The sequence below is a fragment of the Haloferax marisrubri genome, from assembly GCF_001469875.2.
In the GTDB taxonomy this organism is placed as follows: domain Archaea; phylum Halobacteriota; class Halobacteria; order Halobacteriales; family Haloferacaceae; genus Haloferax; species Haloferax marisrubri.
Window position 1 is genome coordinate 395217 of the sequence record NZ_LOPW02000004.1, and the last position, 21459, is coordinate 416675.

General features: G+C 68.1%; 20 protein-coding genes. 11 read left to right on the forward strand and 9 right to left on the reverse strand.

Annotated features, from left to right (window positions below):
* The first annotated feature begins 56 nt into the window (after positions 1–56).
* On the forward strand, positions 57–1316 hold the full coding sequence (thrC, locus tag AUR65_RS04245; RefSeq protein WP_058568858.1) for a threonine synthase: 1260 nt from the start codon (positions 57–59) through the stop codon (positions 1314–1316).
* A 135-nt stretch (positions 1317–1451) separates the two neighbouring features.
* On the forward strand, positions 1452–1952 hold the full coding sequence (locus AUR65_RS04250) for a hypothetical protein (protein ID WP_058568859.1): 501 nt from the start codon (positions 1452–1454) through the stop codon (positions 1950–1952).
* Between the two features lie 39 nt (positions 1953–1991).
* Here AUR65_RS04250 and serA read toward each other — a convergent pair whose 3' ends face one another.
* Positions 1992–3569 carry a phosphoglycerate dehydrogenase gene (serA, locus tag AUR65_RS04255; RefSeq protein WP_058568860.1) on the reverse strand — a complete coding sequence of 526 codons (1578 nt, stop codon included), beginning with the start codon at positions 3567–3569 and terminating at the stop codon, positions 1992–1994.
* A gap of 139 nt (positions 3570–3708) precedes the next feature.
* Between serA and AUR65_RS04260 the strand changes: the two genes are divergently transcribed.
* Positions 3709–4374, forward strand: a complete 666-nt coding sequence (locus AUR65_RS04260) for a DUF7504 family protein (protein ID WP_058568861.1) — start codon at positions 3709–3711, stop codon at positions 4372–4374.
* A 48-nt stretch (positions 4375–4422) separates the two neighbouring features.
* Here the strand turns inward: AUR65_RS04260 and AUR65_RS04265 are convergent, their stop codons facing one another.
* Positions 4423–4860, reverse strand: coding sequence for a hypothetical protein (locus AUR65_RS04265; RefSeq protein ID WP_058568862.1), 438 nt, complete (start codon positions 4858–4860; stop codon positions 4423–4425).
* A gap of 167 nt (positions 4861–5027) precedes the next feature.
* Between AUR65_RS04265 and serB the strand changes: the two genes are divergently transcribed.
* From serB to AUR65_RS04285, 4 genes are all read left to right on the forward strand, one after another.
* Positions 5028–5675 carry a phosphoserine phosphatase SerB gene (serB, locus tag AUR65_RS04270; protein WP_058568863.1) on the forward strand — a complete coding sequence of 216 codons (648 nt, stop codon included), beginning with the start codon at positions 5028–5030 and terminating at the stop codon, positions 5673–5675.
* A gap of 51 nt (positions 5676–5726) precedes the next feature.
* Positions 5727–5918, forward strand: coding sequence for a hypothetical protein (locus AUR65_RS04275; protein ID WP_058568864.1), 192 nt, complete (start codon positions 5727–5729; stop codon positions 5916–5918).
* Positions 5919–6110: 192 nt separating this feature from the next.
* Complete coding sequence (locus AUR65_RS04280) at positions 6111–6527, forward strand: DUF2178 domain-containing protein (protein WP_058568865.1); 417 nt, start codon at positions 6111–6113, stop codon at positions 6525–6527.
* Positions 6524–6736, forward strand: coding sequence for a helix-turn-helix transcriptional regulator (locus tag AUR65_RS04285; RefSeq protein ID WP_058568866.1), 213 nt, complete (start codon positions 6524–6526; stop codon positions 6734–6736). The genes AUR65_RS04280 and AUR65_RS04285 overlap by 4 nt, the downstream gene beginning before the upstream one ends.
* 31 nt (positions 6737–6767) lie before the next feature.
* Here AUR65_RS04285 and lpdA read toward each other — a convergent pair whose 3' ends face one another.
* The 5 genes from lpdA to lipA form a co-directional block, all read right to left on the reverse strand.
* The gene (gene lpdA, locus AUR65_RS04290; RefSeq protein WP_058568867.1) at positions 6768–8195 is read right to left on the reverse strand and encodes a dihydrolipoyl dehydrogenase; all 1428 of its coding nucleotides are present in this window, start codon (positions 8193–8195) and stop codon (positions 6768–6770) included.
* Positions 8195–9769: a 2-oxo acid dehydrogenase subunit E2 gene (locus AUR65_RS04295; RefSeq protein ID WP_058568868.1), complete on the reverse strand. Its 1575-nt coding sequence runs from the start codon at positions 9767–9769 to the stop codon at positions 8195–8197. Before AUR65_RS04295 ends, lpdA begins: the two co-directional genes overlap by 1 nt.
* Before the next feature lie 3 nt (positions 9770–9772).
* Complete coding sequence (locus tag AUR65_RS04300; protein ID WP_058568869.1) at positions 9773–10756, reverse strand: alpha-ketoacid dehydrogenase subunit beta; 984 nt, start codon at positions 10754–10756, stop codon at positions 9773–9775.
* The gene (pdhA, locus tag AUR65_RS04305) at positions 10753–11859 is read right to left on the reverse strand and encodes a pyruvate dehydrogenase (acetyl-transferring) E1 component subunit alpha (protein WP_058568870.1); all 1107 of its coding nucleotides are present in this window, start codon (positions 11857–11859) and stop codon (positions 10753–10755) included. Before pdhA ends, AUR65_RS04300 begins: the two co-directional genes overlap by 4 nt.
* Before the next feature lie 308 nt (positions 11860–12167).
* Positions 12168–13103, reverse strand: a complete 936-nt coding sequence (gene lipA / locus AUR65_RS04310) for a lipoyl synthase (RefSeq protein ID WP_058568871.1) — start codon at positions 13101–13103, stop codon at positions 12168–12170.
* A 606-nt stretch (positions 13104–13709) separates the two neighbouring features.
* On the opposite strand from lipA, the gene AUR65_RS04315 reads away from it, so the two are divergent.
* On the forward strand, positions 13710–16049 hold the full coding sequence (locus tag AUR65_RS04315) for a DEAD/DEAH box helicase (protein WP_058568872.1): 2340 nt from the start codon (positions 13710–13712) through the stop codon (positions 16047–16049).
* A 61-nt stretch (positions 16050–16110) separates the two neighbouring features.
* On the opposite strand, the gene AUR65_RS04320 is transcribed toward AUR65_RS04315, so the two are convergent.
* Positions 16111–16761 carry an HAD family hydrolase gene (locus tag AUR65_RS04320; RefSeq protein WP_058568873.1) on the reverse strand — a complete coding sequence of 217 codons (651 nt, stop codon included), beginning with the start codon at positions 16759–16761 and terminating at the stop codon, positions 16111–16113.
* A 102-nt stretch (positions 16762–16863) separates the two neighbouring features.
* Here AUR65_RS04320 and AUR65_RS04325 point away from each other — a divergent pair, with 102 nt between their 5' ends.
* The 3 genes from AUR65_RS04325 (at position 16864) to AUR65_RS04335 (ending at position 20374) form a co-directional block, all read left to right on the forward strand.
* Positions 16864–17595 (forward strand): Sjogren's syndrome/scleroderma autoantigen 1 family protein, encoded by a 732-nt coding sequence (locus AUR65_RS04325; protein ID WP_058568874.1) that lies wholly within the window; start codon positions 16864–16866, stop codon positions 17593–17595.
* Positions 17596–17768: 173 nt separating this feature from the next.
* Positions 17769–18788, forward strand: a complete 1020-nt coding sequence (endA, locus tag AUR65_RS04330) for a tRNA-intron lyase (protein ID WP_058568875.1) — start codon at positions 17769–17771, stop codon at positions 18786–18788.
* Positions 18785–20374 carry a tryptophan--tRNA ligase gene (locus AUR65_RS04335; protein ID WP_058568876.1) on the forward strand — a complete coding sequence of 530 codons (1590 nt, stop codon included), beginning with the start codon at positions 18785–18787 and terminating at the stop codon, positions 20372–20374. Before endA ends, AUR65_RS04335 begins: the two co-directional genes overlap by 4 nt.
* 37 nt (positions 20375–20411) lie before the next feature.
* Here AUR65_RS04335 and AUR65_RS04340 read toward each other — a convergent pair whose 3' ends face one another.
* Positions 20412–21443: an ornithine cyclodeaminase family protein gene (locus tag AUR65_RS04340; RefSeq protein WP_058568877.1), complete on the reverse strand. Its 1032-nt coding sequence runs from the start codon at positions 21441–21443 to the stop codon at positions 20412–20414.
* Positions 21444–21459 lie beyond the last annotated feature (16 nt).

Below are 21459 nucleotides of genomic sequence, written 5' to 3' on the forward strand. Positions count from 1 at the left end.
GGCAGGTGCCGCCCAAACCCGCCCGCTTTTGTCCCTCTGGTGCCACCGCCCGAGCAATGAGCCTCGAACTCACGGCACCCGCCCCCGAGGAGCCATCCGTCGCCGACGACGGCACCTGGCTCGAATGTATCGCGTGCGGCGCGCAGTTCGCGCCGTTCGAGGACGTTCGGTACACCTGCGACGACTGCGACGGCCTCCTCGAGGTCCGCTACGCGTCCCCGCCGACGTGGGACGACTTCGAGGGCCGCGGCGTCTGGCGCTACAACGCCGCGCTCCCCTTCGAGGAGGGCGTCTCGCTCCCCGAGGGCGCGACGCCACTGCACGAGGTCCCGCGCCTCGAAGCCGACGTCGGCGTCGAGACCCTCCGCGTCAAACACGAGGGGATGAACCCCACCGGCTCGTTCAAGGACCGCGGCATGACCGTCGGCGTCCGCGTGGCGAAGGAACTCGGCGTCGGCCGCCTCGCCTGTGCCTCGACCGGCAACACCTCGGCCGCGCTCGCCGCCTACGGCGCGCGCGGCGGGATGGAGACGCTCGTGCTCCTCCCCGCCGGGAAGGTCGCCGCCGGGAAAATCGCGCAGGCGTCGCTCCACGACGCGCGCATCCTCGAAGTCGACGGGAACTTCGACTCCTGTCTCGACATCGTACAAGACCTCGCCGCCCGCGGCGAGGCGTACCTCCTCAACTCGCTGAACCCCTTCCGCTTGGAGGGCCAGAAGACCATCGGCCTCGAAATCTTAGAGGAGTTCCACGAGGACTACGGCACCTACCCGGACCGCATCGTCCTCCCCGTCGGCAACGCGGGCAACACCTCCGCGCTCTACAAGGCGTTGCGCGAACTCGTCCAGTCGGGCGCGCTCGACGCCGACGACGTGCCGAAACTCACCGGCGTGCAGGCCGAGGGCGCGGCCCCGATGGTCGAGGCCGTCGAGAACGGCTGGGACGACACCCAGCGCTGGGAGGACGTCGAGACGCGCGCGACCGCCATCCGCATCGGCAACCCGGTCAACGCGCCGAAGGCGCTTCCCGGCATCCGCGAGACGGACGGCACGGCCGTCGCCGTCTCCGACGAGGAAATCACCGAGGCGCAGCGCGACCTCGCGGCCGAGGGCGTCGGCGTCGAACCCGCCTCCGCCGCCTCGGTCGCCGGTCTCCGCAAACTCCGCGCCGAGGGCGTCGTCGACGCGGACGAACAGGTTGTCTGTCTCACGACGGGCCACCTCCTGAAGGACCCCGACGCGGCGTTCGAAGCGGGCGACGACCCCGAACCCGTCCCGAACGACACCGAAGCGGTCCTCGAACACCTCGCCGAGTAGGGCGACCGGCCCGGTTCAGACCGTCGCCGACGGTCGCGAATATCGGCGTTCGGAGCCGTCGAACCCCGGACGATGACGCGTGTCGGGTGCGCGTCTGACGTATTCTTTTCATTCTGTGGTACATTGTGGCACACGATGTCGCTCAGCAGCATGCCGACCGGGACCGTCAGCCGGGACGGGGCCGGGTCGAGAACGTACCCTCCGGACGGAACTGAGGGCGGGTCGTCCGCGGCCACGTCGCCAGCCGCGTCCTCAGCCTCGTCCGCGTCTTCACCCACGTCCACGTCTTCACCCACGTCTCCGTCCGCGTCCGCGCCACCTCGCAGTCGCCCGTCGTCCCCCGCCCACCCGCGGGGTCGAGACGCCCTCCAGCGCGAGAACGAGGCGCTCCGCCGCGCGAACGCCCGACTCAACGCCCGTCTCGACAGCGCCGACGCCGACCGCCAGGAGATAATCGACCGCTACGAACGGTTGTTGGCCGAGAACCGCGGCCGCGGCCGAAAACAGGCCCACGGCCGCTCGGGTCGGGGGAACGAGTCCCGTCGCTCGGGGACAGAATCGAACGCGGCCGACGCGGTGCGGACCGCCGTCGGTCGCGTCGTCGACCGAGTCGCGTCGGCGCTCGGCCGACGGTAGTCAGATTCTTCTTTCAGAAAGAGGTGCGGGTCGCCCGCTTCAGAGCGTGATGAGGTCCACGTCGATGATGCGGTCGTCGGCGAGGAGTTTCTCGCGGACGCTGTCCGGCACGTCGTCGTCGAGGTTGTAGACGGTCAGCGCCTCGCCGCCGGCCTTCGCGCGGCGGGCGTTGAACATCCCGGCGATGTTCACGTCGTTCTCGCCGAGGACGGTCCCGATGAAGCCGATGACGCCCGGCTTGTCGTAGTTGCGGGCGACGAGCATCTGGCCGTGCGGGATGGCGTCGAGACGGTAGCCGTTGATGCGGACGATGCGCGGGTCCTCGCCGGTGAACAGCGTCCCGGAGACGGTCATCTCCTCGTCGCCGTTGCGGACGGTGACGGTCACGAGGCTCTGGAAGTCGTCCGACTGGCGGGACTTCGACTCGACGACCTCGATGCCGCGCTCCTTGGCGACCTGCGGGGCGTTGACGGCGTTGACCTGCCATTCGAGCGGCGCGAAGACGCCCTTCAGCGCGGAGGCCGTGACGAGTTCGATGTCCTCGGCCGCGATGTCACCGGTGTAGGTGACCTCGACCTCACCGAGGCGGCCGTCCAGCAGTTGGGCGGCGATTTTGCCGGCGGTCTCGGCGAGGCCGATGTAGGGCTGGATGCGCGGGAAGGCGCTCTCGTCGACCGAGGGCGCGTTGAGCGCGTTGATGACGGGTTCGTCGCGGAACGCGGCAACGATTTGGTCGGCCGTCGAGACGGCGACGTTCTCCTGTGCGGCCGAGGTGGACGCGCCGAGGTGCGGCGTGACGACCACGTCGTCGACGGAGAGAAGCGGGTTGTCGGGCGAGACGGGTTCGTCGGCGAACACGTCGACTGCGGCCCCGTCGATGACGTCGGCGTCGACGGCCTCGGCGAGCGCGGCCTCGGCGACCACGCCGCCGCGGGCGCAGTTGATGAGGTAGCCGCTTCCCATCGTTTCGAGTTCGTCGGTGGAGATGAGCCCCTCAGTCTCGGGGGTCAGCGGCGTGTGGACGGTGAGGAAGTCGGCGCGGGCGAGACAGGCGTCGAACTCGACGAGTTCGGCACCCAGCTGGTCGGCGCGCTCCTCGCCGATGTAGGGGTCGTAGGCGACGATGTCCATCCCGAGCGACGAGAACTTCTTTGCGACCTCCTGGCCGACGCGGCCGAGGCCGACGACGCCGAGGGTCTTGCCGTTGACCTCGTTGCCGAGGTAGTCGGACTTGGCCCACTCGCCGTCTTTCAGGCGGGCGTGGGCCTGCGGAATCGAGCGCGCGGCGGCGAAGCCCATCGCGACCGTGTGCTCGGCGGCGGCACGGACGTTCCCCTCGGGCGCGTTGGCGACGATGACGCCGTGTTGGGTCGCGGCGTCGATGTCGATGTTGTCGACGCCGATGCCGGCGCGTCCGACGATGACGAGGTCGGGCGCCGCCTCGAACACCTCGGCGGTCACCTGCGTTCCGGAGCGGACGATGAGTCCGTTCGCGTCGGAGACGGCTTCGAGCAGCGCGTCACCTTCGACGTCGTACGCGGTCTCTACCTCGTAACCGGCCTCGCGTAACCGGTCCAGACCCGCGTCGGCGATCGGGTCCGTGACGAGTACCTTCATGCGCGTAGGGTCAGACCCGTGCGGGTTAAGGGTTGTCACAACGGCCGATATCGTGACATTGAGACTGTCTCGCACGGTTCGAGTAGTCCGACGTTCTCGCCCACTAGTATTATCTACGCGAGTCCGATAGGTTCGGTAGATGGTCTTCCGTCCCGAGAACGCTTCGCCGGCGACGCAACCGCCCGAGGTGTCGCTTCCGGACTCCGGGTCCGTGCTCATCGCCGGCCCGACGATGACGCGGAAGCGGCGGCTCATGCTCTCGATGCTCGCGCCCGGCGAGCGCGACGACGCGGGGACGGTCGTCGTGACGACCAAGAAGCCCGCGCCGAGCATCGCACAGGAGTTGTCGTACATCAGCGGGTCGCCCCCGGAGCAGTTCGAGGTCATCGACACGACGAGCGTCGCCGACCTCCTCGACGACCGCCCCGAGGCGGGGAACCTCCGGTACGTCTCCAGTCCCGGCGACCTGACCGGCATCGGCATCCACCTGACCGAGTCGCTCCGGGAGCATTACGAGGCGAGTCGGTCGGCCCGCGTCGGCCTGCACGTTCTTTCGACGCTCGTGATGTACACCGACCTCAAGCGGCTGTTCCAGTTCCTGCACGTCATCACGGGTCGCATCTCGGCGGCGGGGTTCACGGGCGTGTTCACGCTCGACACCGGCTTCGTCGACGAGCGCGAACTCGCGCTCCTCAAACAGCCGTTCGACGGCTTCGTCGAGACGCGCGACACCGACGGCGACCCGGAGTTTCGGGTCCGCGGCCTCGACGACGGTCCCCGGTCGTGGACGCCGCTTCGACTCTGACTCTGACTCTGACTGCGGCGGCGCGCCGCGTCAGCCCCGCGAACGTTCTCACGACAGGTGCTTCGACGCGAGGTCGACCAGCGGCGAGTTCGCTCGGTCGAACGTCGCGATGGCCCCCGACCACTCGTCGTGCGGATAGATGGCGACGACGACCTCGTCGAACCATCTGATGACGGCGTTCAAATCCCCGTAACCGTCGAGTTCTGGCTCGTTGACGGGTTCGCCGAGCGCCTTCATCACGAGCGTCTTCACGCGCTCGGTGCGCGCGTCCGGGCCGAGGGCGTCTTCGATATCCTCGCGGAGGTAGAGCAGTTCGAACGCCTCGCCGTCGTACTGGCCGACCGCGCGCACGTCGGCCTCGTCGAGGTCGCGCAGGCTCCGGACGAACTGCCGGAGCGGGGTGTCGCCTTCCTCGCCGAAGTCGTCGGCAAGGTCGGCTTCGACGTCGCTGAGCGTCTCGTGTTCGGCGTCGTGGAGGTCGTCCATACGTGGTTGTCAGGGAGACGACGGATAAATAGCTGTGCGCGGCGTCGCCGCGGTTCCTCCCCGCCTGACGTCCGTTGGTCGCCCGTTCGTCACCCGGTCGCGTCCCTCCCGCGCCGCATAACTGCCGACGCGGAAGCTTTGAAACCCCGCGGCGACGACGGGCAGATATGCGCATCATCGCCTTCGACTTCGACGGCACGCTCTCGGACTCCGAGATGACGGTCCTCCTCGGCAAGAAGAACGGCACGGCCGACGAGATGGCCGACATCACCGAGCGAGCCATGAACGACGAGATGAGCTACGCGGAGAGCCTCCGGTCGCGCGCCCGCCTCCTCGAAGGCCTCGAAGAGGAACTCGCAGAGGAGGCCTACGGCGAGGTCGAACTCCGCCCCGGCGCGGCCGACCTCATCCAGCGACTCCGCGACTACGGCCACCACGTCGCCATCTTCACCGGCGGCTTCGAACGCGGCGTCGAGCGCGCGCTCGAAAAGGAGGGCGTCGAGGTCGACGACATCGTCTCGAACCGCCTGCCCGTGAAGGGCGGCCGACTCACCGGCGACGTGGAGGGGTCGCTCATCGAGGGCACGAAGGACACGGCGCTGGAGAACCACGCCGCCGAACACGACGTGTCCATGGACCGAACGGTCGCGGTCGGCGACGGTGCGAACGACCTCCCGATGCTCGAAGTCGCCGGCCTCTCGGTCGGTTTCGTCCCCAAGGACGCGGTCCGACCGGCCTGTGACGCCGTCGTCGCCTCCATGGACCGACTCGGAAAGCTCTTCGAGAGCCACGGGATTCTCGACGCCGACGAGTAGACTGTTTGGGTCCTGCTAACACTTATCATATTTGGGGCCGTAGCACCGCGCATGTCAATCAGCGACGTCAACACACCCGAAATCTGGGTGGCGGGCTTCGTCTTCGTGGCCCTCGCGCTCGCCGCCCTGTTCGAGGGCGTCGTCCTCTTCGACTTCCGCACACTCGGCGTCGACGAGTCGATTCCCGCGGCCGTGGCAGTCGTGGGGACGATGCTGGCGCTGTGGTGGTTCGACGACGGGTGACTGCGACTGCGGCCGCGACCCTGACCTCAAACCTGACCCTGAGCCGACGCTGAACTGCTTTTTCTGCGACTGTGCGGACCTCGGAGCGACGCGACCGGGCCGGGACAACGATTAAGTCGATGTGTAAAGTATACTTTACTGTAAAGCGAGCTTTCCATCCGGTTCCCCGCGACCGGCGCTTTACGCAGAACCATGACACAGGTCCAACGCTCACCGACGCCTCGGCTCTCCAGACAACGGCGGTACCGACGCCTGCTGTTCGGCTCCATCGGGGCGGGCGTCCTCGCCTCCCTCGCCCTCCGATTCCTCGACTACCCCGTCCTCGGGGAGGCCGTCTACTGGCTCGGCATCGTCGCCGCCCTCGTCGTCTGGCGCGGCACCGACGTCGCGCTGTTCGACGAGCGCGACCGCTCGCTCGAACGGCGGGCGAGTCAGCTCACCATGACCGTCGCCGCGGTGGTTCTCGTCCTCGGTGCGTCCGCCGCCCGCCTCGGCGCGACGCTCGGACTGTTCGAGGTCTCGCCGTTCCTCTCGGGCGCGCTGTACGGCTACGTCGGACTGTTCGGGCTCTTCGCCCTGTGCTACCTCTGGGTCCGCGCTCGGACATGAAAAACGGGCTCCGAACGCGCCGCGAGGCCGCCGACCTCAGTCAGGGCGAACTCGCCGAAGCGGTCGGCGTCACCCGTCAGACCATCAACGCCATCGAGCGCGAGCGGTACGACCCCTCGCTCGAACTGGCGTTCAAGTTGGCCGCGCATTTCGACTGTCGCGTCGAGGACCTCTTCGACCCTGAACTCGACGCCGACCTGACCGCCTAAAAAATAATCCCAACGTTCTTTCGCCCGGTCCTCACCGATTCAGCGTGTGAATCGCCTGTCCGAGCGCGTTTTCGGCGGCCTCCATGACCGCTTCCGCGAGCGTCGGGTGGGTGTGGATGGTCGAGGCCACGTCTTCGAGCGTCGCGCCCATCTCGATGGCGAACGCGAGTTCGGCGATTAGCTCCGAGGCCTCGGGGCCGACGATTTGCGCCCCGAGGACGAAGCCGGACTCCTCGTCGGCGACGACGCGGACGAAGCCGTCCGCGTGGTTCGTCGTCAGCGCGCGGCCGGACGCCCGGAAGGGCATCTGCCCGACGACGGGCGTGAAGCCGGCTTCCTCGGCGTCGGCCTCGGTCATGCCGACCGTGCCGATTTCGGGGTCGGTGAACACCGCGGCGGGGACGGCTTGACTGTCGAAGGCGACCGGTTCGCCGGCGATGTGCTCGGCGGCGACGATGCCCTCCTTCGAGGCGACGTGCGCGAGCATCGGCGTGTCCTCGACCACGTCGCCGACGGCGTAGATATGCTCCACGTCGGTGCGGCGGCACTCGTCTACCGAAAGGAAGCCGCGGTCGTCGGCTTCGAGGCCGGCGCTCTCGATGTCCATCGTGTCGGTGACGGGCGAGCGCCCGACGGCGACGAGCACCTTGTCGGCGCGGTACTCGTTTTCCTCGCCGTCTTCGGTCTCGGTGGTCACCATGATACCGTCGTCCTCGTCGCGCCAGCCGCTGGCTCCCTCGCCGAAGTGCATGTCGATGCCGAGGTCCTCGGCGCGCTTGCGGACGACCCGTGCCACGTCGGACTCGTAGCCCGGCAGGATGTCGTCGAGCATCTCGACGACGGTCACGTCCGCGCCGAGCTTTGCGAACGTCGTGGACAGCTCCATCCCGATGTAGCCGCCGCCGACGACGACCAGTCGCTCGGGGACGGTGTCGGCTTCGAGGGCGTCGCGCGACGACCACACCGGCTCGTCGCCGAAGTCGAAGCCGGGAATCTGGATGACGCGCGAGCCGGTGGCGATGATACAGTGTTCGAACTCGATGGTCTCCGAACCCTGTCCTTCGCCGCCGTGGGCGATGCGGACGGCGTTTTCGTCTTTGAACCGGGCGGTCCCCTCGACGAGGTTGACGCCGTTGGCCTTACAGAGCTTCTCGACGCCGCCGGTGAGTTGGTCCACGACGCCGTTCTTCCAGTCGCGCAGTTGCGACATGTCCACGACGGGGTCGGCGTGGATGCCCATCTCCTCGGCGTTGCCCGCCTCGTGGGCGAGGTCCGCGCCCGTGATGAGCGCCTTCGAGGGGATACAGCCGTAGTTGAGGCAGGTGCCCCCGTAGGCGTCCTTCTCGACGAGCGTCGTGTCGAGGCCGTTCTGCGCGGCGCGGATGGCGGCGACGTAGCCGCCCGGTCCCGCGCCGATGACGAGCACCTCGGTTCCGGTTGCGATGTCTCCGACGACCATTATTCTAACACCAACAGTTTGGGGTCTTCGAGCAGTTCCTTCACGCGGTTCGTGAATCGAGCGCCCTGCGCGCCGTCGACGATGCGGTGGTCGAACGACAGCGAGAGGGTGAGGACTTTTCGCGGCACGACCTCACCGTCGATGACCCGGGGCTTGTCTTTGATGGCTCCGAGCGCGAGAATTGCCACCTCGGGGTAGTTGATGATGGGCGTCGCGTACTCGCCGCCGATGCCGCCGATGTTGGTGATGGTGAAGGTGCCGCCGCGCATCTCGCCGGGCGAAATCTTGCGGTTGCGGGCCTTCTCGACCTTCTCGTTCATCTCGTCGGCGAGTTCGAGCATGCCCTTGCGGTCCGCGTCGTGGACGACGGGGACGAGCAGGCCGGCGTCGGTCGCGGCCGCGACGCCGATGTTGTACTCGTCGCGCAGGACGATTTCCTCGTTCTCCTCGTCGAGTTGCGAGTTGAGGTACGGGAAGTCCTTCAGCGCCGCGATGACGGCCTTCATCACGAACGGCATGTAGGTCAGCCGCGAGCCGCGCTCCTCGGCGACCGGCTTGAGTCGCTCGCGCAGTTCGACGAGTTCGGTCACGTCCACCTCGTCGTGGTGGGTGACGTGCGGCGCGGTGTACTTCGAGCGCTGCATCTGGTCGCCGATGGCCTTGCGGACGCCCTTGTAGGGGACGCGCTCGCCGGCACCGGGGCCGGTCTCGGCCTCGGCGCTCTCGGCCGCCGTCGACTCGCTTGTCGCCTCGGCGGTCGCGGTTCCGGCGTCGGCCTCGGCGGACACCGCCTCGGCGTCCGCGGCCTGCGCCTCGCGCTGGGCCTGCGCGTACTCCTGGACGGCCTCGGGCGAGACGAACGCCTCGCCGTCGCGCATCTCGGTCGCGGGGACGGCGTTGATATCGACGCCCTCCTCCTTGGCCAGCGCGCGGGTCGCGGGCGCGGCGAGCGTCTGCTCGCGGTCGGCGCTCTCGGCCGACGCGGCGGCGGACGCGGACGCAGACGTTCCCTCGTCGCGCTTCGCGGTCGCGGACTTCCCGTTGGTCTGGACGCTCCGCGGGCCGCTGGGTTCGTCCTCGCCGCCGTCGTCTTCCGCGGCGGCGCGAACGTCGCCTTCGGTCACGCGGCCGCTCGGGCCGCTGCCGTCGACGGATTCGAGACTGACGCCGAGTTCGCGGGCGAGGCGGCGGACGCTCGGCGGGGCGAACACGCGCCCGTCGGACCCGGAGTCCTCGTCGCTCTCGCCGCCGGCGTCGGACGCCTGCGCGTCGTCGCTGTCGGTCGTCTCCTCGGCGTCGGCGTCGGCGGCCTCGGCGGCCTCCTCGTCGTCGCCATCCTCCTGAATGGTGATGATGACGTTGCCGACGGGGACGACCTCACCCTCCTCGGCGAGGAGTTCCTTCACCGTCCCGTTGAACGGCGAGGGCACGTCGACGAGCGCCTTGTCGGTCTCGACCTCCGCGAGCACCTGGTCTTCGGTTACCTCGTCGCCCGGCGCGACGTGCCACGTTACGAGTTCGCCTTCCGCGACGCCTTCGCCGACGTCGGGGAGTTTGAATTCCTTGAGCGCCATCGTTCAGAAGTTCACCGCCTCACGAATACCTTCTTCGACGCGGGCGACCGAGGGGAGGTAGTAGTCCTCCAGCGCGTACAGCGGGTACGGAACGTCGTAGCCCGCGACGCGCTTGACCGGCGCTTCCTGGTAGAGCAGCGCCTCCTCCTGAATCGTCGCCGTGATTTCGGCGCCGAGGCCGCCGTTCTTCGGGGCCTCGTGGACGACCACCGCGCGGCCGGTCTTCTTGAACGACTCGACGATGGTCTCGCGGTCGAGCGGCGAGATGGTGCGGATGTCCACGACTTCGGCGTCGATGCCCTCCTCTTCGAGGTTCTCGACGGCCTCCAGCGTCGGGCGCGTCATCGCACCGAAGGTGAACACGGACACGTCCGTGCCCTCGCGGCGGACCGCGGCCTCGCCGATAGGGACCGTGTAGTCGTCTTCCGGGACCTCGCCGCGGAACGCCCGGTAGATGAGCTTCGGCTCCATGAAGATGACCGGGTCGGGGTCGCGGATGGCGGAGATGAGCAGTCCCTTCGTGTCGTACGGCGTCGAGGGGATGACGACCTTCAGGCCGGCCTCGTGCGCGTAGAACATCTCCTTGGACTCCGAGTGCGACTCGGGGGCGCGGATGCCGCCGCCGTAGGGCGCGCGGAGCACCATGGGGAGGGTGTATCGGCCGCGGGTGCGGTTGCGGAACCGCGACATGTGGCTCACGATTTGGTCGAATCCGGGGTACATGAAGCCGGAGAACTGAATCTCGGGGACCGGCTTCAGCCCCATCGCGGCCATGCCGACGGCCGTGCCGACGATGCCCGATTCGGCCAGCGGCGTGTCGATGACGCGGTCGTCGCCGAACTCGTCCCAGAGGCCCTCCGTGGCCCGGAAGACGCCGCCGTTCTTGCCGACGTCCTCGCCCATGACGAGCACCTCGTCGTCGAGGTTCATCTCGGTGTAGAGACCGTCCCGTACCGCCTGCACGATGGTGAGGTTCTGACTGCTCATTCTCTGAGGAATCCTTCGTCGCCGAACTTCTCGCGGAGCGCTTCGAACTCCTCGTACTGTGCCTGAATCTCCGGCGTCCGCTCGGCGTAGGCGTAATCGAACATCTCGCTCGGGTCCGGACGCGGGTCGGACTCGGCCGCCTCGATGGCGTCCGCGACCCGCTGTTTCACGTCTTCTTCGATGGCCTCGACGGCCTCGTCGTCGATGCGGCCCGTCTCGCGGAGGAACGATTCCAGCCGCGGAATGGGGTCTTTCGCCTTCCACTCCTCGACCTCGTCGTCGTCGCGGTAGACGGTCGGGTCGTCGGCGGTCGTGTGCGCGCCGAAGCGGTACTGGACCGCCTCGATGAGCGTCGGTCGGCCCTCGCCCTCGCCGGGGTTCTTGGCCTTGTCGAGCGCCGCCTTCGTCACGGAGTAGACCGCGAGCGGGTCCATCCCGTCGACCTGCACGCCGTCGATACCGTAGGCGGTCGCCTTCTGCGCCAGCGTCTCGGCGGCGGTCTGCCGCTCCCGCGGCACCGAGATGGCCCACTGGTTGTTGTTACAGAAGAAGACGTTCGGGGTGTCGAAGACGCCCGCGAAGTTCAGCCCCTCGTGGAAGTCGCCCTCGGAGGTCGCGCCGTCACCGAAGTAACAGATGACGGCCGTGTCGTCCTCGCCCCGAAGCTTCTTCGCCCACGCCGCGCCGGTCGCGTGGGGAATCTGCGAGGCGATGGGGACCGCGGGCGGAAAGAGGTTCACGCCCTCGGGCATCTCGTTGCCCTTCTCGTGGCCCATCCAGTACAGAAGCGTCTGCTTCAGCGGAAGCCCCCGGAGCAGCGACGCGCCGTGTTCGCGATAGCTCGGGACCATCCAGTCCTGCTCGTCGAGCGCGATTGCGCTCCCGATTTGTGCGCCTTCCTGTCCCGACAGCGGCGGATACGTCCCCATCCGCCCCTGCCGTTGGAGACTCACCGCCCGCGTGTCGAAGTGCCGGGCGAGACGCATGTATCGGTACATCTCGACGAGCGTCTCGTCGTCGATGTCGGGGACCTCGCCGACGACGGTCCCGTCCTCGTCGAGCACTCGTACCTGGTCCTGCGGGTCGCGTTGAAGTACGCTCACGGGAGAACCCTCCTGTTCATGGCAAAATCGACACCCGCCGGCGTTATATTGTTTTCGTATATAATTTACTTTGGCTCGGAATATTGCGGTTCGCGTCGTGCTATGTAAACTCACGCGAGGTAAAATTGGACATTTTCGCTTCTAAACGATTCTTCCTGACGTTCATTAGTGTGAACCCACACATCACCGAGAAATAATCGGAAATATCGACAGCATTGCAGGACTGTTTCGGGGCGGGCGCGGGGTCGGACCGGATGTCAGACCCGGATGGCTGAGTCGGGCGGACGCGGTGGGGTGGCGACCGTGGCCTACTGTCCGGCGGCCGCGCGCGCGGCCTGCCGCGCCTCCTCGACGCTCGACCCCTCGCGGAGGAGCGCGTCCACGAACAGTTCACCGGCCTTGTACGACGACCGGACCATCGGGCCGGACGCGCAGTAGAGGAAGCCCAGTTCGTCTTCCGCGACGCGTCGCCACGTCTCGAAGGCGTCGGGGTGGACGTACTCGAACACGTCGAGGTGGCTCCGGGAGGGCTGGAGGTACTGGCCGAAGGTGACGATGTCCACGTCGGCCTCGCGGAGGTCGGAGAGGGTCTGGTAGACCTCGTGGGCGTGCTCGCCGAGGCCGAGCATGATGGAGGTCTTCGTGTGGATGTCGGACTCGTCTGTCACCTGCTGGAGCACCGAAAGCGACTGCTCGTAGCCGGCGCGGCGGTCCCGAATCGGCCACTGGAGGCGCTCGACGGTCTCGATGTTGTGGGCGATGACGTCGGGGCCGGCGTCGATTATCTTCCGGACGTGGTCGGGTTCGCCCTGGAAGTCGGGAATCAGCACCTCGACGAGCACCTCGGGGTCGCGGCGCTTGATTTCGCGGATGGTCTCGGCGAAGTGGGCCGCGCCCTGGTCCGGCAGGTCGTCGCGGTCCACGGAGGTCAACACGACGTAGTCGAGGCCGATTTCGGTCACCGCGTCGGCGACGTTCGCCGGTTCGTCGGGGTCCAGCGGCTCCATCCCGCCGGTCGTCACGTCGCAGAAGTTACACCCGCGCGAACACCGGTCGCCCATGAGCATGAACGTGGCCGTCCCGGGGCCGTCGCGGCCGCTCCAGCACTCCCCGAGGTTCGGGCAGTTCGCCTCCTCGCAGACGGTGTTGAGGTTCCGGTCCCGGAGCGTCGATTTGATATCGGTGAAGCGCCGGCCCGATGGCGGTCGCATCTTCAACCAATCTGGCTTCCGCCGCGTGCGCATAGGCAGTTCTTGCGAGGCGACGGGCAAAAGCGTGAGGATTGGTCCGCCGTCTGTCGGGTTGCCGACGGAACCCCCGCCGGAGCGACCGAAACCGCGTCGCCCGAACACCGATCGGCCACTCCACGACCCGTGGTATCACGCATTGTTCAGAATAGTTCAAACGAACAGTTCTGTCACGGAAAACGAAACGTTCGGTTCCGATACATCACGACTTTCCATCAAACAGCATGTACGACCGTGCTAGATGTATCACTTAACTGAAAAACTTATATTCGAGTAAAGACTTCTGTCGAGTATGAACTGGAAACACCGCCGCAACATGACGAAGGCCGAATCGAAGAAGCACGAGGCCACCGCGGGGACGAACTGGTCGTTCATCGCCGCGCTCGCCGGCGCCGCGTAATCGGCCCGGCGCTTCGGTCCCCGAATCAATCCTCCCCACCCTACCACCCACCAACCTCAGCCCCTCCGTTTTCCGCTCGTTCGACACCCGCGAGCCACCGCGCCGGATGGAGAAACGCCTTTCCCCACGGACGACTCGGCTTCGTGTATGACGCTCGTCTTCGTCTCGTCCCCGACGCCAGCGCGCACCCGGAGGTGCGCCCAGTGAAAGTCGCCGAGGCGGTCCCCGAGTTCGCAGACGCCTTCGGGTTCGAGGAGTTCAACCAGATGCAGCGCGAGGCGCTGCCCGCCATCCTCGACACCGACCACAACGTCGTGGCCTCCGCGCCCACCGCCAGCGGGAAGACGGCGCTCGCCGAACTCGCCATCTGTCGGACCCTCCGCGACGAGGGGACGGCGCTTTTCATCGCGCCGCTCCGCGCGCTCACCACCGAGAAGGAGACCGAGTGGGAGCGCTTCGAGGACCTCGGCTACTCGGTGTACGTCGTCACCGGCGAGCGCGACCTGAACCCCCGACGGGCCGCCCGCGCCGACATCCTCGTGATGACGCCCGAGAAGACCGACTCCGCGACCCGGAAACACGACTCGGCGCGCTACTCCTTCATCGAGGACGTGGACTGCGTCGTCATCGACGAGGTCCACCTGCTGGACTCCGAGACCCGCGGCGGCGTCCTCGAAGTCACCGTCTCGCGGATGCGCCGCATCTGTGACCCCCGCATCGTCGCGCTTTCCGCGACCATGCCCAACATCGACGACGTGGCGGCGTGGCTCGACGCGCCGGACGAGACGACCTTCGAGTTCGGCGACGACTACCGCCCGGTCGACCTCCACGCGGGCGTCAAGACCTACACCCACGGCGAGAACTCCTTCGCCGACAAGTACCGCCGTCTGTACCGGGCGTTCGACCTCGCGGAGCCGCACATCCGCGACGGCGGCCAGTCGCTCGTCTTCGTCTCCTCGCGGCAGGACGCCGTCCGCGCGGCCGCCAAGGCCCGCGACGAACTCGCCAAGCGCGACGTGCCCATCGGCGCGCGCGGCGACTACGACTTCCACAACGAGGCGAAGGAACTGAGCAACGACTCGCTCGCCAAGGGCGTCTTGGACGGCGTCGGCTTCCACCACGCCGGCCTCTCGCGGGACGACCGCGAGGCCGTCGAGGAGTGGTTCAAGGAGGGCAAGATTCAGCTCCTGTTTTCGACCTCCACGCTCGCGTGGGGCGTGAACCTCCCCGCCCGCTGTGTCGTCATCCGCGACACGAAACACCACGACCCGCTCGAAGGCGAGGTGGACATCTCGCCGCTCGACATCCTCCAGATGCTCGGCCGCGCGGGCCGCCCCGGCTACGACGACGTCGGCTACGGCTGGGTCGTCTGCGACCGCTCGGACCAGAACAAGTACCGCCGTCTGCTCCGCGAGGGCAAGGAAATCGAGTCGCGCCTCGCAGAAGACCTCGACTCGCACCTCAACGCCGAAATCGCCATGGGGACCATCCGCGACCTCGACGACGTGCTGTCGTGGCTGGAGACGACGTTCTACTACCGCCGGGCGCAGTCGAACCCGGCGGCCTACGACTTCGAGGACCTCCGCGAGCGCGTCCGCGACGTGCTCGACCGCCTCGTCTCCCGCGGCTTCGTCGAGATGGACGACGACCTCTCCATCGACGCGACCCCGCTCGGGCGACTCACCTCGAAGTACTACCTCCGACTCGGGACCGCCTCGCGTTTCGCCGACCTCGCGGAACGGGACCGCATCACCGCCGACGACATCCTCGAAACCGTCGCGGGCGCGGCCGACTTCCGACAGGTGTCGGCGCGCCAGTCCGAGGTTGACGCCGTCGATTCGGTGCTGACGGGGGTCTCGACCACGCTCGAAGACGGCCCGAAGAAGGTGCTCGCCATCCTCCACGCCAGCATGGCGAACTCGACGCCGAGCGAACTCCGGAGCGACGCGTGGGTCATCAAGCAGAACGCGCTTCGACTCCTCTCCGCGCTCCGCGAGTTCCTCGACACCTTCGCGGACGCCCGCGCGGCCAACCTCGCAAAGCGCGTCGAGGCCCGCGTCGACAACGGCGTCAGCAGCGACGCCGCGGCGCTCACGGCAGTCGACGGCATCGGCCCCGGCCGCGCGCGAAAGCTCGCGACCGGCGGCCTCTCGACCCCGGCCGACGTGGTCGACGCCGGCGCGAAGGAACTCACTCGCGCGGGCCTCTCGCAGGGCGTCGCCGAGCGCGTCATCAAGAGCGCGAAGGACCTCCCCGCGCCCGACATCGACTGGGGCGATTTCCCCGAGTCGGTCGCCCGCGGCGAGAGCGACATGCACGACATCCGCGTGCGAAACGACGGCGGCGGCGGCTCAGTCGGTATCCGCGTCACCGTCAACGACGTGGAGATGTCGGCGAAGACGTGCTACCTCTCCGACGAGGTGACCGTCCCCGTCGGCGTCTTCGGCGCGACGGACGACGAACTGGAGTTCGTCGTGGAGGTCACGTTCCCCGACCTGCCGCTGCTCCCGATTCGGGAGTCGCGGACGGTTCGAGTCGAATAGCAGAAGCCGCGGGGCCGGTCGGATTCCGGTCGGGTTCCGGTCGTTTTCGGTCGCGTTTCGCCTACTCCTCGCCGAGCAACGCCGCCCGCAGCTCTTCGGGCCCGTTCACGATTTCGTCCGCCCGCGAGAGGTCGAGGTCGGCGTTCTGCCCGCCGCGGTAGGCGATGGTGTACGCGCCGGACCGGACGGCCGCCTCGATGCCGTTTATCGAGTCCTCGATGACGACGCACTCCTCGGGGGCGACGCCGAACTCGGCCGCGGCGTGCTCGTAGATGTGTGGCTCGGGCTTCCCCGGTTTGTCGATGTCGTCGGCCGAGAGCACGAGGTCGAGCGGGTCGAGGTCGAACCGCTCGCGGACGGTCGAAATCCAGTCCTGCGGGGCCGACGAGACGATTGCCACCTTCTTGCCCGCCGCGCGGAGGTCCGAAAACAGCGCTTCCGCGCCGTCCATCAGGACGACGTGCTCGCCGTAGACGTCCTCTGAGTTCTCGTGGTACGCCGCGACGAACTCCTCTTTCGTGACGGTCGTCCCGTACTCCGCGTCGAGGTAGTCGTATATCTCGCGGAAGTTCATCCCCGTTATCTCCTCGTGGTCCGGGTCGCCGGACTCGATGGCGTCGGCGAACACCCACTCGTCCTCGAAAGCGTGCCAGTACTGCTCGGAATCGACTAACACTCCGTCCATGTCGAACAGCACGACGTTCGCGTCCATGGTTCGCCCTCGGCCGCGGCCGACCAAAGACCTTCGTGCCGCGGCATGGCTGATGGGCCCTCCTCCAAAGGTTCAAATCGGAACCGGCGGCCATCCCGCCGCATGGATTCGATACGCGTCTTCGCCGGCGACTGCACCGTCAGTTTCGAAGGCTCCCGCGACCGCACCCAGCGCGGCCGGGTCGTCGTCGTCGCCAAGCCCGACCGAACCGTCCTCGTCCACGACGCCGGGGGCTACCAACCCGTCGCGTGGCTGACCCGCGCCGACTCGCTGACCGTCGAGTCCGGGCCGGGGTCGTTCGGCCTCGTGGCCCGCGCCGGCGACCAGACGCTCACGGTCGAATCGAACGACGTGACGGGCCGGGCCGAATACCCCGCCAGCGACGCGGGCGTCCCGGTCGGTTCACATCCCGACACCGGCGACCCGCTCGTCAGGACCAACGGCTCCGTCGTCGCCCTCGACTCGGGAACCGAGTACCGCCTGCCGGCGGGCGCGACCGTCCTCGACGAGACCTGTCGCGACTGCGGTCTGCCGCTGATGCGCGTCGAGCGCGGCGCGCCGTTCGAGGTGTGCATCGACCGTCGGTGCGACCCGCTGGACGACCACGTGAAAGACCGGTTCGACGGCGAGTGGTCGTGTCCGGACTGCGGGTCGCCCCTCCGAATCATCCGGCGGAGCGGCCGCCTGCTTGCCGGCTGTGACGCCTATCCCGAGTGCGAGACGGCGTTTTCCCTTCCCGCGGGCGTCGTCGGCGACGACTGCGACTGCGGCCTGCCGGTGTTCGAGACGAGTCGCGGCCGGCGGTGTCTCGACTCGACCTGCGAGGGCCGATGAGCCGAGACGAGGGCCGGCGGGCGTGGCCCCGTCGCTGGCGACACGGCCGGCCGCGAGGGGCGCATCCGCGCCCGCGACGAGCAGACGGTGGCGGCGGTGGCCGTCCCGTTCGTCCCGCGCGCCGCGCCGCCGGCATCGCAGACCCTTTGTCGTCGCCGCGCCCCGATTCGGGTATGCAAGGACGCCTCGAAGACGGCGTCGTCCACCTCCCGGGCGACGCTCGACAGCGGTTCCACGACTCCCGCGGCTACGGGAGACCCACCGGCGGCGACGACTTGGAGGTCGCGCCCGTCGAGGCCGCCCACCTGCTCTCGCGGGACGACATCGACGGCGTGGACGGGATGGGCCTGCGCGAACTCCTCGCGCGCACCGGGACCACCCTCGACTTCGTCGTCTACAAAGACCTCCGCGACCGCGGGTTCTACCTCTCGCCCGCCCGCGAGGGCTGGCCCGGCGTCGCGGACGCCACGGGCGCTGACTTCCTCGTCTACCCCCGCGGGAAGGGCCCGTGGGACGGCGAGGTCGAACACCGAGTCTGCGTCGTCGGCGAGCGCGAGAGCATTCCCGTCTCGTCGCTCGGGGATGTCGTTCTCGCAATCGTCGACGAGGACGGCGACCTGACCTACTTCAATACTGAGGGCTACTCCCCCGAGGGAACGGCCGCGGAAGACCTCCCGGCCGACCTCGACGCGGAACTCCTCTCGGACCGCGCGCTCGTCTGGGACGGCGTCGACCGCCTCTACCAGCGCGGCTTCTTCGGCCAGCGACTCTACGGCAGAAACGCCGACAGCGGCCCGCTCCAACTGTCGCTCCTCGAAGCCGCCTACCTCGCCCGCGCCGACGCGCTCGCCATCGACGAGGCCGACGTGGTCTCCCGCGGCCGCGACGTGGAGGGCGACCGGTTCGACCGCCGGCTCGCGGTCTACGCCGCGCTCCGGGGAGCCAAGACGGTCCCCAAGAGCGGCTTCAAGTTCGGCTCCGACTTCCGCGTCTACACGGAGTTCGAGTCGGTGTCTGACCTCTCGCACTCCGAGTTCCTCGTGCGCGTGGTCGCGCCCGACCACACGTTCGTCCCGCGGGACCTCTCGCTCGACGTTCGGCTCGCCGGCGGTGTCCGCAAGCGAATGGTTTTTGCGCTGACCGACGACAACGGAGAGATAGACTGGCTTTCGGTCAGTCGGCTCACGCCATGACAGACGACGAACCCGCGGAGCGCATCCGCACCGATGGAGGCACAGCAGAGGGAGCAGATGACGTCGCCCTCGACCCGTGGGGCTCGTCGACCGTCTCCGACTACCGGAAGCTGTTCGAGGAGTTCGGCATCGAGGAGTTCGACGAGGTGCTCGACGAGGTGCCGAACCCGCACTACCTGATGCGCCGCGGGGTCATCTTCGGCCACCGCGACTACCGGCCGGTCCTCGACGCCATGCGCGACGGCGACGACTTCGCCGTCCTCTCGGGGTTCATGCCGACGGGCGACCCCCACATCGGCCACAAACTCGTCTTCGACGAGATAATCTGGCATCAAGAGCAGGGCGGCGACGCCTACGGCCTCATCGCGGACATGGAGGCGCACTCCGCCCGCGGCATCCCGTGGGACGAAATCAACGAGCACAGCCGCGACTACCTGCTGTCGCTCATCGCGCTCGGGTTCGACCCCGAGGAGGGCGAACTCTACCGACAGTCGGACAACGACCGCCTCCAGCGGCTCGCGTTCGAACTCGGCGGGAAGGCCAACTTCTCGGAGTTCCAGTCCATCTACGGCTTCGACGGCGAGACCAACGTCTCCCACATGCAGTCGGTCGTCACGCAGATGGCCGACATCCTCTACCCGCAGTTGGACGACCCCAAGCCGACGGTCATCCCGGTCGGTCCCGACCAAGACCCTCACGTCCGGTTCGCCCGCGACCTCGCCACCCGGATGCGATTCTTCAAGGTGACGGAGGCGTTCGCGAGCTTCGAACTCGACGACGCCGAGCGCCCGCTCGTCGCGGCCGCCCACGACGCCCGCGAGGAGTACGCCGAGGACGCCGACATGCCGCGGTGCGGCGAGGCGGCCGAGTGGCTCGCCGACGCCGACCTCGACGCGGCCGGCGTGCTCGTCTCGGAGTCGGTCCGCGAGTCGGCGGTCGAGAAGCTCGAAAACGCCGGGATGGAACCGCTCCGCCCGCGGATTCGCTTCTTCGCCCGGCAGGCGACCGACGAGGCGTTCGAGGCGCTTATCGAGGACATCGAGGGCGAAAAGCGGCGGTATGACCAGCACATCGACGCGTTCGACATGGATGTCGACGAGGCCGAGGAACTCGCACGCGAGGTCGAGGCCCACCACGGCGGCTACGGCTTCATTCCGCCGTCGTCTATCTATCACCGCTTCATGACCGGCCTCACCGGCGGCAAGATGTCGTCGTCGATTCCGGCGAGCCACATCTCGCTTCTCGACGCGCCCGAGGAGGGCTACGACAAGGTGAAGTCGGCGACGACCGGCGGCCGCGACACGGCCGAAGAACAGCGCGAACTCGGCGGCGAGGCCGACAAATGTCCGGTGTACGAGCTGTACGCCTACCTGCTGACGGGCGACGACGACGAACTCGCAAAGGAGGTCTACGACGAGTGCGTCGGCGGCGAGCGCCTCTGCGGCGGCTGCAAGGAGCAGGCGGCGACGATGATGCGGGAGTTCCTCGAAGACCACCACGAAAAGCGCGAGGAGGCCGAGGAAATCCTCGACTCGCTGGACATCGACTTAGAGACTGAGCGGCGGGGCGTGGCGGCCGAGCACTAACGGGGCGGCACGACCCCGACCGAAACCGCACGACCGCTCACAACCCCACTTCTTCTCCCACGCCGCGGGCGTTCGACTTCTCGTAGAGGTACTCGGCGGTCGCGGCGTCGAGCACCGCCGAACCGACGCTCTCGACCACCAGAATCTCGTCATCGCCGTCTCGCCCGGCGTCGCCCTCGAACACCGCCGAGAGCGGAATCAGGTCGGAGTCGTCGATGGCGGCCCCGCGAACGTCGCCGATGTCGGCGACTTCCTCGGGCACGTCGGCGAACACCCGCGCGGCCCGCTCGAACGTCTCGGCGTCGAGTTCCCGCATCTCGGGCGTGTAGGCTCCGACGGCGACGACGAGCGTTCCGGAGTCGAGCCACGAGCCGTCGAAGACGGGCGTCTCGCTGGTCGTCGCGGTGACGACGACGTTCGCTCCGGCGACGGCCGCCTCGGGCGAGTCGACCGCCTCGGCGGGGAGGCCGTCCTCGCGGAGGTCGGCGGCACACGCCTCGCGGGAGTCGCTGGGTGAGTAGACGTTCACCGACTCGACCGCGGAGCCGACGGCGATAGCGCGGCTCTGCCAGCGGGCCTGCGCCCCCGCGCCGAGGACGCCGAGTCGGACCGGGTCGGCCGCGAGGTACTCCGCGGCGAGCCCGCCGATACAGCCCGTCCGGGCGCTGGTAATCGTCGTCCCGTCGAGGAGCGCGAGCGGGAGGCCGGTCGTCGCGTCGGTGAGGACGACCTGCGCGTTCACCGTCGGAAGCCCGTGAGAGACGTTCTCGGGATGGACGGACGCGAGTTTCGTCGCGTACACCTCGCGGCCGTGGATGTACGCCGGCATGGTGAGACCGGTGCCGAGCGGGCCGTCGCGCCCCGACGGTACCGAACCCGCACCCGCGGCCCCTTCGTTACCGGTCCCGTCCCGAACTCTGTCGATGTCGATACCGACCGGAAAGTGCGGCCTCGGCGGGCGTTCGACCTCGCCGCGGCCCTGCTTGACGAACGCCTCCTCGACGACCGGAAACAGCTCCGAGAGTGAGAGTAACTCGCCGACAGCGTCGGCGGAGAGAATACGGACCATACCCGAACTACTCACC